This is a genomic window from Bradyrhizobium sp. 215_C5_N1_1 (assembly GCF_052075935.1).
Lineage (GTDB): Bacteria > Pseudomonadota > Alphaproteobacteria > Rhizobiales > Xanthobacteraceae > Bradyrhizobium > Bradyrhizobium barranii.
Genome location: NZ_CP197228.1, coordinates 873,415 through 887,129, shown reverse-complemented (window position 1 = coordinate 887,129; position 13,715 = coordinate 873,415). Strand labels below are relative to the sequence as shown.

At 63.5% G+C, this 13,715-nt stretch carries 11 protein-coding genes; 6 read left to right on the top strand and 5 right to left on the bottom strand.

Going from position 1 to position 13,715, the window contains the following annotated elements; genetic code table 11:
• Positions 1–10: 10 nt before the first annotated feature.
• Positions 11–1,033 carry an ABC transporter substrate-binding protein gene (locus AB7G19_RS04120; RefSeq protein ID WP_063986037.1) on the bottom strand — a complete coding sequence of 341 codons (1,023 nt, stop codon included), beginning with the start codon at positions 1,031–1,033 and terminating at the stop codon, positions 11–13.
• 139 nt (positions 1,034–1,172) lie between these two features.
• Between AB7G19_RS04120 and AB7G19_RS04115 the strand changes: the two genes are divergently transcribed.
• The 6 genes from AB7G19_RS04115 (at position 1,173) to AB7G19_RS04090 (ending at position 9,241) form a co-directional block, all read left to right on the top strand.
• Positions 1,173–1,979, top strand: a complete 807-nt coding sequence (locus AB7G19_RS04115; protein WP_063980697.1) for a creatininase family protein — start codon at positions 1,173–1,175, stop codon at positions 1,977–1,979.
• 139 nt (positions 1,980–2,118) lie between these two features.
• Entirely contained in the window at positions 2,119–2,382 is a 264-nt protein-coding gene (locus AB7G19_RS04110; RefSeq protein WP_063980696.1) for a hypothetical protein, read from the top strand.
• A 396-nt stretch (positions 2,383–2,778) separates the two neighbouring features.
• Entirely contained in the window at positions 2,779–4,746 is a 1,968-nt protein-coding gene (locus tag AB7G19_RS04105) for a carbohydrate porin (RefSeq protein WP_063980695.1), read from the top strand.
• Positions 4,747–4,774: 28 nt separating this feature from the next.
• On the top strand, positions 4,775–6,508 hold the full coding sequence (locus AB7G19_RS04100; protein WP_283017961.1) for an ABC transporter permease: 1,734 nt from the start codon (positions 4,775–4,777) through the stop codon (positions 6,506–6,508).
• A gap of 13 nt (positions 6,509–6,521) precedes the next feature.
• On the top strand, positions 6,522–7,835 hold the full coding sequence (locus AB7G19_RS04095) for an ABC transporter ATP-binding protein (RefSeq protein WP_063986036.1): 1,314 nt from the start codon (positions 6,522–6,524) through the stop codon (positions 7,833–7,835).
• Between the two features lie 110 nt (positions 7,836–7,945).
• The gene (locus tag AB7G19_RS04090) at positions 7,946–9,241 is read left to right on the top strand and encodes a hemolysin family protein (protein WP_063980693.1); all 1,296 of its coding nucleotides are present in this window, start codon (positions 7,946–7,948) and stop codon (positions 9,239–9,241) included.
• A 73-nt stretch (positions 9,242–9,314) separates the two neighbouring features.
• On the opposite strand, the gene AB7G19_RS04085 is transcribed toward AB7G19_RS04090, so the two are convergent.
• The 4 genes from AB7G19_RS04085 to AB7G19_RS04070 form a co-directional block, all read right to left on the bottom strand.
• Positions 9,315–9,554: a PilZ domain-containing protein gene (locus AB7G19_RS04085; RefSeq protein WP_063980692.1), complete on the bottom strand. Its 240-nt coding sequence runs from the start codon at positions 9,552–9,554 to the stop codon at positions 9,315–9,317.
• Between the two features lie 101 nt (positions 9,555–9,655).
• A complete protein-coding gene (locus tag AB7G19_RS04080) occupies positions 9,656–11,281 on the bottom strand; it encodes an FMN-binding glutamate synthase family protein (RefSeq protein WP_063986035.1) in 1,626 nt (541 codons plus the stop codon).
• A gap of 202 nt (positions 11,282–11,483) precedes the next feature.
• Positions 11,484–12,395, bottom strand: coding sequence for a patatin-like phospholipase family protein (locus tag AB7G19_RS04075; protein WP_187387907.1), 912 nt, complete (start codon positions 12,393–12,395; stop codon positions 11,484–11,486).
• A 340-nt stretch (positions 12,396–12,735) separates the two neighbouring features.
• Entirely contained in the window at positions 12,736–13,509 is a 774-nt protein-coding gene (locus AB7G19_RS04070; protein WP_014490313.1) for a ferredoxin--NADP reductase, read from the bottom strand.
• Between the last annotated feature and the right edge of the window lie 206 nt (positions 13,510–13,715).

Genomic DNA, 13,715 nt, shown 5'->3' with positions numbered 1-13,715 from the left:
GGACCTTGCGCTACGGCTTGCTCGGGCGCAGCTCGACGCCGACGCCCTTGTTGACGAAGCGCAGCGTATAGGACTTGCGGAAGTCGAGATCCGCCTTCACGACGCCGGCCTTCACCATCTTGTTGAAGAAGGAGGTGTAGCGATCGTCGCTCATCGCGCCGATACCGTTCTTCAAGGACTCGCCGGAATCGACGATGCCGTATTCCTTCATCTTGGCGACGGAATAGGCGAGCAGCTCGTCAGTCATCTCCGGGTTGAGCTTCCTGATCATGGCATTGCCCGCGGAATTGTCGCGGTAGATGTAATTGTACCAGCCGACCATGGAGGCATCGACGAAGCGCTGCACCAGGTCCGGCTTTTTCTCGACCATGTCGCGGCGCGTCTCGATCAGGGTCGAATAGGTGTTGAAGCCGTAATCGGCAAGCAGCAGCACATTCGGCTTGAAGCCGGCGGCCTTCTCGACCGCGAAGGGCTCGGAGGTGACGTAGCCCTGCATCGCGCTCTTGGGGTTGGCGATGAAGGGCTGCGGATTGAAATTGTAGGGACGAACGTTCTTCTCGTTGAAGCCGTATTCGGACTTCAGCCACTGGAAGTAGCTGGTCATGCCCTCCTTGGAGACGAACAAGGTCAGCGGCTTGAGATCCTCGATCTTGGCGACCTTGGCGTCCGGCTGCGTCAGCATCACCTGCGGATCCTTCTGGAAGACCGCTGCGATGGTGACGACGGGGACGTTATTCGCCACCGCGTCGAACGACATCAGCGTGTTCGCGGCCATGAAGAAATCGATCTTGCCGGCGATCAGCAGCATCCGGTTGTTCTCGTTCGGACCGCCGGGAACGATGGTGACGTCGAGGCCGTATTTCTTGTAGGTGCCGTCGGCGACCGCCTGGAAGAAACCGCCATGCTCGGCCTCGGCGACCCAGTTGGTGCCGAAGGTGACCTTGTCCAGCGTCTCTGCACGCACCGGCGCGAGAGAGACGCAAGCGGCCATCAAGCCCGCCGTTAACGCTCGCCGCAGATGAGAGGGGGTCATGATGGCACTCCGTCGATCGTGGCTGGCCGATGTGAAGGCAACGCGATAGAACCGCATGAAGTTCGGGGACGCGAGCCGGCCAGGCCCGCGTCCCCTGATAACCCCAAAATACGCGACAAATTCGGGCAAAGAAACCACGATGACGCCGTCCCGCGACTGGATCGACATCAACTGGGCCGATGGGAGCCTTGCAGACGTGTCGCGCCGGATCGCGGTGCTGCCGCTGGCGGCGACCGAGCAGCACGGCCCGCATCTGCCGCTCGAGACCGACGTGCTGATCGCGGACGCGTATCTCGCGCGCGTGCGCGAGCTGTTGCCCGCAAATGTTCCGGCGACGTTCCTGCCCGTTGAACCGGTCGGGATTTCCACCGAGCATATCGACTTTCCGGGCACGCAGACGCTGCCGACCGAGGTGGCGCTGAAGCGATGGACCGCAATCGGCGAGGACGTCGCGCGGCGCGGCTTGAAGAAGCTCGTCATCATCACCAGCCATGGCGGCAACAGCGCGGCAATGATGCTGGTCGCGCAGGATCTTCGCGCGCATCGCAAGCTCTTTGTGGTGACGACGTCGTGGTCGCGGCTGTCGGGCGCGGAGAAACTGTTCCCGGCGGATGAAGTGCGCCACGGCATCCATGGCGGCGCGGTCGAGACCTCGATCATGCTGGCGCGCTATCCCGATCAGGTGCGCAAGGATGCGATCGCGGATTTTCCCGCGAGCAGCATCGCCATGGAAAAGCAGTATCGCTGGCTGTCGACGCAGCGGCCCGCACCGTTCGCCTGGCAGGCGCAGGATCTCCACACGAGCGGCGCGATCGGCAATGCGACGCTGGCTGTCCCCGAGAAGGGTGTGCAGCTCGTCGATCAGGGTGCGCGCGCCTTTTGCGAGCTGCTGGCCGAGGTCGATAACTTCGACGTGAAGAGGCTCGCCAAAGGGCCTCTCGGCTAGCTCGCATCCGACTGGAATCATTCGGGAAACAGCCGATCTGCACGCTCACTTTTGCTGGATTCGAACCGGACGCGGCAAGCCTCCGTCCAACTGGGCACGCGGGCCACAACGGACCGCCTCAACCCGGATGGAGTTTCACATGTCGATCAAGACCAGGATTGCCGCCGTCGCACTCGCTGCCCTCGCCGTCACCGGCAGCATCGTGTCCACCACCTCTTCGGCCGAAGCCAAGCAGCCCGGCTGGGTCTGGGGTGTGGGTGCCGGCATCGCCACCGCCGCCGTCGTCGGCTCCGCGATCGCCGCCAGCAACGACCCCTATTACTACGGCTATCACCGCTGCGGCTGGGTCGCCCAGTACAACGCCTTCGGCCAGTACGTCGGCCGCGTTCGTACTTGCTACTGATTTGAGTACCTGAGGCCGATCTCACGTGGATCCCGCGTTCGACACGGGCGCCTCATCCACCCCGTGTCGTGCCCCCGACCCGCCCGGCTGTCCCCCCGGGCGGGTCATTCATTTTGGACCTGAGAATTTGTTGCAGCTCCGTCACACAAGAGTGCGAACCATCCCCTGCGGCAATCCGTGCCAGTTGCTATTGCGAATTAATCGCAATAAGGTTTGTAACAAGCACAGGGGCTTGGGAAGAAATCGCGTCGAATCGGGATCGTCTGGTCCGATCGCGTGAACAACCAAGACTTCGTGACAGGGTCGCCGCGAATCTGCAGGGATATCGCGGCGAATAGGACACATTCGCGTTTGGGGGCGTGCGTTTTGAAGTTGAGAGGTCACCGGCACCGGTATTTGCGAACGGCCGCGGCGATTGCCTCGGGCGTGCTGGCTTTTCCCGCCGCCGTACACGCGGCCGATCTGCCGCTGAAGGCGCCGGCGCTGAAAGCGGTCTATGACTGGACCGGCCTCTATATCGGCGCGCATGCCGGCTACAGCCGTGGCTCGTCCAGCTTCGCGCTGAACGACGGCACCGCGATCAACGGCAGCGGCGTCTTCAGCGGCATGATCGGCGGCGTGCAGGCCGGCTACAACTACCGGCTCAACTCCGGCTGGCTCGTCGGCGTCGAAGGCGATTTTTCGTTTCCCAATTACATCACCTCCAACTCGATCGTTTCCTTCCTCGCGACACCTGCCAACACGGTCATCCAGCAGTGGGACTACACCGCCAGCCTGCGCGGCCGCGTCGGCTACACCAGCGGTCCATGGCTCGTCTATGCCACCGGCGGCTTTGCGTGGATGGGCGAGCGCTATTTCGACACGCCGGCCGCGGGCGACGTCCCGAAAATCCTGAACACGCGGCCCGGCTGGATCGCGGGTGCCGGCATCGAATACGGCTTCGCGCCGCATTGGAGCGCACGGCTCGAATATCTCTATAGCCGCTTCGACGGCGCCAACGTCGCCTTCTCCACGGGGGCCCAATACACCTCCTCGTCGCTCGACTTCCAGTCGATCAGGCTCGGGCTCAACCGCAAGGTCGATTGGCCGGGCATGCCGAGCTACAATCCGAAGAGCTCCCTGATCGACACGGAATCGGATCGCTGGGAGATTCACGGTCAGAGCACTTATCTGCCGCAAGGCTATCCGTCGTTCCCCGCTCTCTACAGCGGAACAAACTCGCTCTCGCCTTCAACCCAGGCCAAGGCGACCTGGAGCAACAGCCTGTTCCTGAACGCGCGGCTGTGGGACGGCGGCGAGGTCTATTACAATCCCGAACTGCTCCAGGGATTTGGACTGAACGACACGGTGGGCGCGGCAGGCTTTCCCAACGGCGAAGCGCAGAAATCGAACTTCCCCTATCCGCATTACAACACCTCGCGGCTGTTCGTGCGCCAGACGTTCGGCTTTGGCGGCGAGCAGGAAGAGCTCGCGAGCGGCCAGTTGCAGCTTGGGCAAAAGGTCGACGTGTCCAGGCTCACGGTGCAGGCCGGCAAGTTCGCGGTGATCGACGTGTTCGACGGCAATGCCTTTGCCAAGGACACCCGCAAGGATTTCATGAACTGGTCGCTGTGGGCGCCGGGCGCCTTCGACTATTCCGCCGACAAGGTCGGTCTCACCTATGGCGTCACCGCCGAGCTCAACCAGAAGCAATGGGCGCTGCGCGGCGGCTATTTCCTGATGGTCGCGGAGTCCAATTCGAATCATTTCGACACCAGGGTCGGGGAACGCGGTCAGTACGCGATCGAGCTGGAGACGCGGTTCTCGCTGCTCGGCCAACCTGGCAAGCTCAGGACCATGGGCTGGGTCGACAGCGCCAACATGGGCAGCTTCCGCGAGACGCTGGACAATCCTGCGCTCAATCTCGACATCGCGCAGACCCGCCGCGGCCGCCTCAAGGTCGGCTACGTCGTCAACCTCGAGCAGGCGATCACAGAAGATATCGGGCTGTTCGGCCGCTGGAGCTGGAACGACGGCAAGACCGAAACACTCGCCTTCACCGACATCAACAGCAGCCTGGCCGGCGGACTGTCGATCAAGGGCACGAAATGGGGCCGGCCTGACGACGTCGTCGGCATCGGCGGCGCGGTCAATGCCATCTCGCAGGATTATCGCGACTTCCTGGCCGCCGGCGGCCTCGGTGTTCTCATCGGCGACGGCGCTCTCAACTACCGCAAGGAGCGCATCCTTGAGGCCTACTATGCCTATTCGGTGAACAAGAACGTCACGCTGACCGCGGACTATCAATTGATCACAAACCCGGCCTATAACGCCGACCGCGGGCCGGTCTCGATCTTCTCGGGCCGCCTGCACGCAGAGTTCTAGCCCAAAATTCCAGCCCAAGGGCGGGCCTATGAAGCCGAGAGATATCCGCACGGCCGCGATCGGCCGGGCGCTACTCCCCAATGTCTGGGATGTCGCGGCGCTGATCCTCGTGATCGGCGCCATGGTCCTGATCGTCTATGGCGGCGAGCAGACCACGGCGCCGCTGTCCGAGCTCGAGCGCGCACCGGTCACGCTCGATCCGGCAAACCTTCCGCTTTATGCCTTGCGCACCGTCTTGCGGATGCTGCTCGCCATCGTCTGTTCGACGGTCTTCACCTTCATCTACGCGGCGATCGCAGCCAAGAGCCGGCGAACCGAATTGGTGATGATCCCGCTGCTGGATATTTTGCAATCCGTCCCGATCCTGGGCTTCCTCACCTTCACCGTCGTGTTCTTCATGAATTTGTTTCCGGGGCAGGTGCTCGGCGCCGAGCTCGCCTCGGTGTTCGCGATCTTCACCAGCCAGGCCTGGAACATGACGTTCAGCCTGTACCAGTCGATCCGCAACGTTCCGAAGGATCTGGAAGAGGCCACGCAAAGCTTCCATTTGTCCGGCTGGCAGCGCTTCTGGCGCCTCGACGTCCCCTTCGCGATGCCCGGCCTGATCTGGAACGCGATGATGTCGATGTCGGGCGGCTGGTTCTTCGTGGTGGCCTCGGAGGCGATCACGGTCGGCAACACCACGGTGACGCTGCCGGGCATCGGCTCCTATGTCGCGATGGCAATTCAGCAGCAGGATTTGCCGGCGATCCTCTACGCCATGCTGGCGATGCTGCTCGTGATCATCGCCTATGATCAGCTGCTGTTCCGCCCCATCGTCGCCTGGGCCGACAAATTCCGCTTCGAGCAGACCGCCTCAGGCGAGGCGCCGGCCTCCTGGATGCTCGACCTGTTCCGCCGGACTCGGGCGCTGCGTGCGCTGACCCTTCCTTTCGCGGCGCTGAACCGCGCGATCTCGAACTTGCGCATTCCGCTGCCAAAGCTGCCGCCCGCGGCACCAGGTAAAGACCAGACGTCACGCCTCGTCGATACGGTCTGGATCGCATTGATCCTCGCCGGCACGGCATATGCCGCCTGGCTGACCTATCGCTATCTCTCGGCCAGTCTCGGAATGTCCGACGTTCTCGTCGTCATCAGGGACGGGCTCATCACGTTGTTGCGCGTCGCCATCCTGATCACCCTCGCCACACTGATCTGGGTGCCGGTTGGCGTGTGGATCGGGCTTCGCCCGAAGCTCGCCGAACGAATCCAGCCGCTGGCCCAGTTTCTGGCGGCCTTCCCGGCCAATCTCGCCTTCCCCGTCTTTGTCGTCGCCATTGTCAGCTTCAAGCTCAATCCAGACATCTGGCTGAGCCCGCTGATGATCCTGGGCACGCAGTGGTACATCCTGTTCAACGTGATCGCGGGCGCGAGCGCCTTTCCGACCGATCTGCGCGAAGCCGCCGGCAGCTTCCATCTCGGGGGATGGCGATGGTGGTTCAAGGTGATACTGCCCGGCGTCTTTCCTTATTACATCACCGGCGCGATCACCGCGTCCGGCGGCTCCTGGAATGCGTCGATCGTCGCGGAGGTCGCAAGCTGGGGCGACACGCATCTGAAGGCCACCGGGCTCGGTGCCTATATTGCTTCCGCCACGGAAGCCGGTGACTTCCCGCGCGTCGTGCTCGGAATTGCCACGATGTGCATTCTGGTGACGTTGTTCAATCGTCTGGTCTGGCGGCCGCTCTATGCCTTCGGCGAGCGTCGCCTGCGGCTCGGCTGACGAGGAGACCATCATGCTCGATCAACCCTCTGCGCTCATCGACATCCGCGGTGTCTGCCGATCCTTCCCGAAAGGCAGCGGCGAACAGCTCCTGGTGCTGGACAAGGTCGACCTGACGATCCGCTCGGGCGAGATCGTCGGCCTGCTCGGCCGCTCCGGCTCCGGCAAGTCCACCTTGCTGCGGATCATCGCCGGTCTGGTCAGCCCGTCTGCGGGACAGGCGACCTGTCGCGGCGAGATCATCGTCGGGCCGCCGAACGGCGTCGCCATGGTGTTCCAGTCATTCGCGTTGTTTCCCTGGTTGACCGTGCTCCAGAACGTCGAGCTCGGGCTCGAAGCGCTGGGCGTCGATGCCACCGAGCGCCACAAGCGCGCTCTTGCTGCGATCGACCTGATCGGCCTTGACGGGTTTGAGTCCGCCTTCCCGAAGGAACTGTCGGGAGGCATGCGCCAGCGCGTCGGCTTCGCCCGCGCGCTGGTGGTGCATCCCGACCTCCTGCTGATGGACGAGCCGTTCTCGGCACTCGACGTCCTCACGGCCGAGACGCTGCGCACGGACCTGATCGACCTCTGGATCGAGGGCCGGTTGCCGATCAAATCGATCCTGATGGTGACGCACAATATCGAGGAGGCGGTCCTGATGTGCGATCGCATCCTGGTGTTCTCATCCAATCCAGGGCGTGTCGCCGCCGAGATCAAGGTCGACATGCCGCATCCGCGCAACCGGCTCGACCCCCATTTCCGGCAGCTCGTCGACAACATCTACGCGCGCATGACCCAACGCGCCGAACCGAAGGCGCCCCCCGTCGAAGGCATCCTGGGCTCCGGTGTCGGCATGACCCTGCACCACGTATCGTCCAACGTGCTGTCGGGCCTGATCGAGACGCTGGCGGGGCCGCCCTATCACGGACACGCCGACCTGCCCGTGCTCGCAAGCCAGCTCCAGCTCGAGGCCGACGAGATCCTCCACCTCGGTGAGTCCCTGCAACTGCTGCGCTTCGCCCAGCTGAGCGAAGGCGACCTGATGCTCACCGACACGGGCAAGCGTTTTGCCCATCTCGAAACCGACGCACGCAAGAAGCTGTTCGCCGAACATCTCGTCACTTACGTGCCGGTGATGGGATTGATTCGCCGCGTGCTCGACGAACGTCCCTCCCATACCGCCCCCGCGGCACGGTTCCGCAACGAGCTCGAGGACTACATGTCCGAGGACTATGCGGACGAGACGCTCAGGACCGTGGTGTCCTGGGGACGTTATGGCGAGCTGTTCGCATATGACGAGCAGTCGGAGACGTTCAGCCTCGAAAACCCGGGCGAGAGCGCTTGATCCCGCCTGCGGCAATTTGGTCGGGAACCGGACAAATTGTGCATCGAGTTCATATATAAGGGGCTTGGTCCGGCGTTCGCCGGGTCAAGTATCCCTTCTCTTTGCGCACAATGTTGTCCGTCGAAATCATCATCGTCGTCGTCCTGATCGTCATTAACGGCCTGTTATCCATGTCCGAGCTGGCGGTGGTCTCGTCCCGCCCGGCCCGGCTGTCGCTGCTCGCGGCCAAGGGGGTGCGCGGCGCCGAGCGGGCGCTGACGCTGGCGGCCGATCCCGGAAAGTTCCTCTCGACGGTGCAGATCGGCATCACGCTGGTCGGCGTGCTCTCGGGCGCGTTCTCCGGCGCGACGCTCGGACAGCGGCTGACGCAATGGCTGGTCGAGCTCGGCCTGTCCTCAGGGATTGCCGACATCGTCGGCGTCGGCATCGTCGTCACGCTCATCACCTACACCACCCTGATCGTCGGCGAGCTGGTGCCGAAGCAGGTGGCGCTGCGCGACCCCGAGAGCATCGCGGTCAAGGTCGCGCCCGCGATGCACGTTCTGGCGCGGATCTCGCTGCCGCTCGTCTTCCTGCTCGATCTCTCCGGCAAGCTGATCCTCACGCTGCTCGGCCGCGGCGGCAAGGCCGAGGAGAAGGTCTCGGAGGACGAGATCCATCACCTCGTCAGCGAAGCCGAGAACGCGGGCGTGCTGGAGTCGGGCGAAAAAGAGATGATCGCGGGCGTCATGCGGCTCGGCGACCGGCCGGTCGGCGCGATCATGACGCCGCGCACGGAGGTCAACGAGATCGATCTGAACGATGCGCCGGAGGCCATTCAAGCGATCATCGCGAAGAGCCCGCATTCGCGCTTTCCCGTCTCGGACGGCGATCGCGACAAGCCGATCGGCGTGCTCCAGGCCAAAGACCTGCTGGTCGCCTACATGAACGAGCGCACGCCGGATCTGCGAGCGCTGGTGCGCGAGGCGCCCGGCATTCCGGCATCAGCCGACGCCCGCGACGTGCTGGCGATCCTGAAAGCCGCTCCGGTTCATGTCGGCCTGGTCTACGACGAATACGGCGCCTTCGAGGGCATCGTGACGACGGCTGACATTCTGGAATCGATCGTCGGCGCCTTCCATTCCGAGGAGGGACCGCCGGAGCCGGCCTATGTCAGGCGCGATGACGGCTCGCTGCTGGTCTCCGGCTGGATGCCGGTCGACGAGTTCGGCGAGTTGCTCGGCGTCGAGCTGCCGCCGCACCGCTACAACACGGTGGCGGGCCTGGTGCTGCAACAGTTCAACGTGCTGCCCAATGTCGGCGATGCCTTCGACTTCGCCGGCTGGCATATCGAGGTGGTCGATCTCGACGGACGCAGGATCGACAAGATTCTGGCGGGCCGGTTGAGTGAGGTCGAGACGGGGTGATTGCGCACCCAACCCTCCACCCGTCGTCCCGGACAAGCGCGCCCTAAGCGCGCGCCGATCAAACGCAGACCGCTCACCCGAACCGCACGCCGATCCGCTTCTCCTTGCGCCAGACGACCGTGCAGGCGAGATGCGTTCCGTCGGCCTGGATGACCAGGGTGAAGCGCTCCGGGATACCGACCGGACTGGTGACATCGAGCGCGGCACCCGTATCGGAGAAATTGCGGATGGTGCAGTCGATCGCGCCGCCGCCGAACTCGATGGTTCCGGCTTTCAGCACGCGGTGCCTGGTTTTGTCGCGTCGCTCGTCCATGGGGCCAATTTACACCCCAAGCTGACACAGACGTTAAAACACAACCACAATCCCCGATGAATTTTCACCGCCGCAGGATCCGGCGGATCATGCGGTGGCCCCTACGGCGCCGGCTGGAACGTCTCCGCCCGCGCCATCTGCCAGGCTTCACGGAAGCGCGGATCTTCGGTGCCTTCGAGCAGCTCGCCCGGACGCAGCGACGGATAGAGCTGCGCAAAGGATCGCACCTGGGTGGTCGATGTCCGCTGGCTGAAGTGGATCGGGCGCAGCTGCTGCGGATGTTCGAGACCGGCCGCGGCGATCAGCTCGGTGAGCGAGTGCAGCGTGGCGTGGTGATAATTATGCACGCGGTCGATCTTGAGCGGCACGTAGAGCGCACGCGCACGCGTCGGGTCCTGGGTCGCAACCCCGGTCGGGCAGCGGTCGGTGTGGCAGCTCAGCGACTGGATGCAGCCGAGCGAGAACATGAAGCCGCGCGCCGAGTTGCAATAGTCGGCGCCAATCGCCATCGCCCGCGCCATGTCGAAGGCGGTCGCGATCTTGCCGGACGCGCCGATCCTGATGCGGTCGCGCGCATTGATGCCGACCAGCGCGTTGTGGACGAAATTGACGCCCTCGCGCATCGGCATGCCCAGATGGTCCATGAACTCCAGCGGCGCGGCGCCGGTGCCACCTTCATTGCCGTCGACGACGATGAAATCAGGATAGATGCCGGTCTCCAGCATCGCCTTGCAGATCGCGAGGAATTCCCAGGGGTGGCCGATGCACAGCTTGAAGCCGGCCGGCTTGCCGCCGGACAAGCGTCGCATCTCGGCGATGAACTGCATCATGCCAACCGGCGTGGAGAAGGCGCGGTGCGAGGCCGGCGAGATGCAGTCCTCGCCCATCGTGACGCCGCGGATTTTTGAGATCTCCTCCGACACCTTCGCAGCCGGCAGCACGCCGCCATGGCCGGGCTTGGCGCCCTGGCTGATCTTGAGCTCGACCATCTTGATCTGGTCCTGGCTCGCGACGCGCGCGAACGCCTCGGGATCGAACGTGCCGTCGAGATGACGGCAACCGAAATAGCCGGAGCCGATCTCCCAGATGATGTCGCCGCCCATCTCGCGATGGTAGGGGCTGAAGCCGCCCTCGCCGGTGTCATGCGCGAAGCCGCCCTTCCTGGCGCCGGCATTGAGCGCGCGCACGGCGTTCGGGCTGAGCGCGCCGAAGCTCATCGCGGAGATGTTGAACACCGATGCCGAATATGGCTTTGCGCAATCGGGGCCGCCAATGGTGACGCGAAACTTCTCCTCGGCGTGCGTCTTCGGCGAGACCGAGTGATGCATCCACTCGTAGCCCTCGCGGTAGACGTCCTCCTGGGTGCCGAACGGGCGCTTGTCGAGCTCCATCTTGGCGCGCTGATAGACCAGCGAGCGGGTATCGCGCGAGAACGGCATGCCGTCCTTCTCGCTCTCGAAGAAATACTGCCGCATCTCGGGGCGTATCTCTTCGAGCAGAAAACGGATATGCGCCGAGATCGGATAGTTGCGCAGCACCGCGTGACTCTTCTGCATGAGATCGCGGACGCCGAGCAGCGTGAGAGCGCCGAAGATCGCGATCGGGATCAGCAGGATGTCGAAGATCTTGCCATCGGCGAGGCCGATGCCAATCAACAGCGCGGTGACGACCGCGCAGATGGTCAGCACGATGAAACGCGGCGAGAACGGCAGCAGCAGGGTTTCCATCAGCCCTTCGGGCGAAGCTTGCGTCTTGTTATCGTTGGCCACGACCACATCCCTCTCGTCAGTCTGACAGGGCATGATACGCCCGCGCCACGTCCATGGTTATGACGCGGACCCCGCCTTGAGGCTACCGAATCCGGATGCCGCAAATCAATCCATCCCGCGGCGGGCTTCGCAGTGCAATAGATTCAAATGAAATGACAAATCAGTGACCATGAGGCTGCGCCTCGTGCGGAATGACGCCGTGCTGCTCGAGGCCGCCTCGCGCCAGCCAGGCATCGGTGCTCGCGACCGCACGCTCGATATGGTCGTCGGTCCGCGAAAAATCGTAGGGCGATCCCACCAGCGGACAGAGCGGCGGCACCACGACATATTCGATGTCGGACGCCACCCCCTCGAGCTCCGCCACCAATTGCCGGGCGATCAGCAGCGTCAGCGCATGCAGGGCATTGGCAACCGCGCCCACCGGCGGATCCTTCACCGCGCAGGCGTGCCCGGTCGGCAGCACGACCAGCCGTTTTGCGCCTTTCTTGATCGCGACCCGGACCGGGGTGTTTGAGGAGATCGCACCGTCGGCGAGGAACCGATTGCGGTAGTAGACCGGCGAGAACGCGCCGGGGATCGCAGTGGACGCCAGGATCGCGTCCACCGTCGCCCCCTCCGACAACACCACGCTCTCTCCGGAGACGAAATCGGTGGTGACGATGTGCACCGGAAGCGCGGCATCCTCGAGGTTGCGATAGGGGATGTGGTCCTCGACCAGCTTGCGGATGCCGTCATGGGGAATCAGGAAATCGCGCCGCCACATGAATCCGGCGAGGCTCTTCCAGGTGACCGGGAAGACATCATGACGCTTCAGGCCGCGCCAGACCGCTTCCAGCCCCAGCACGCCCTTGAGCGAGGGATCGCCGGCATAATAGGCGCCGTTGATCGCGCCGACACTGGAGCCGACCACGAGATCGGCGACGACCCCGTGGCTCGCCAGCGAATGCATCATCCCGACCTGGATCGCCCCGAAGCTGCCGCCGCCCGCCAGCACGAAGGCGGTCGGTTTCGGCGAACCATGGTCGATCACAGACAAGATTTGCGCAGCTCCCCAGCTCTCGCATTGCAACATCGCGGCGAGATTTTGGCGCGAGCTTATAACAAGGGGCGCGCGAGACGCGCCAATAACAAAGTCGGGGGAGGAGGGTGAGGGACGTGGATGGCCTAGCGAGTGTGAGGCGAGATGCCAGCCAAACTCTCAACTGTCGTCCCCGCGCACGCGGGGACCCATAACCACAGGGAGAGGTTATGGAGCGAGCTGATAGCCACTAGCCGTCGCCAAACCACGTCCTGTGGTTATGGGTCCCGGGCTCGCGCTTACGCCTTCGCTCTTCGAGCTACGGCGGACAAGTCGCGCGCCCCGGGACGACACCGATGTTGTGGCTAAAGGCGTCGCTCAGAAAACGAGCGGCTTACCGCTCGACGAACGCCTTCTCGATCACGAAATGGCCGGGCTTGTTGCCGCTTCCCTCGATGAAATCGCGGCCTTCGAACATCACCTTCAGCTCTTCCAGCATCGCCGGGCTGCCGCACATCATGATGCGGTCGGTTTCGATGTCGAGCGGGCCCTGTCCGATATCGTTGAAGATCTGCTCGGAGTTGATGAGGTCGGTGATGCGGCCGCGGTTCTTGAACGGCTCGCGGGTCACGGTCGGATAGTAGATCAGCTTGTCCGCCAGCAGCTCCCCGAACAGCTCGTCCTCGCGCAAGGAAGCAACCAGCTTCTCGCCATAGGCAAGCTCGGAGACCTGGCGGCAGCCATGCACCAGCACGATGCTGTCGAACTGGTCGTAGACCTCGGGGTCCTTGATCAGGCTGGCGAAGGGCGCGAGACCGGTGCCGGTCGAGAGCAGCATCAGCCGCTTGCCGGGAATGAGGTTGTCGGTGATCAGCGTGCCGGTCGCCTTGCGGCCGACCAGGATGGTGTCGCCTTCCTTGATCTTCTGCAGGCGCGAGGTCAGCGGACCGTCCTGAACCTTGATCGAGAAGAACTCGAGCTCTTCCTCGTGGTTGGCGCTCGCCATGCTGTAGGCGCGCAGCAGCGGACGGCCATCGACCTCGAGGCCGATCATGGCGAACTGGCCGTTCTGGAAGCGAAAGCCGGTGTCGCGCGTGGCGCGGAAGCTGAACAGCGTGTCGGTCCAGTGCTGGACGGAAAGAACCTTCTCTCGGTAAAACGCGCTCATGATTTTCGATATTCCGAATAATTGCGGTTTTAGGGCAAAAGCATTGCCCGGCCCCTGAAAGCGGGGCGGACACCATTGCCATGGCGGAGGATTTCGCGTGTGTGATCTACGCCATTGAGGCCAATAATCAACCTCGTTCCGGATGCAATTGATGCCGCTCAAACCGGCATTTGCGGCGGAAATGGCCACATCATTAATGAATCTGC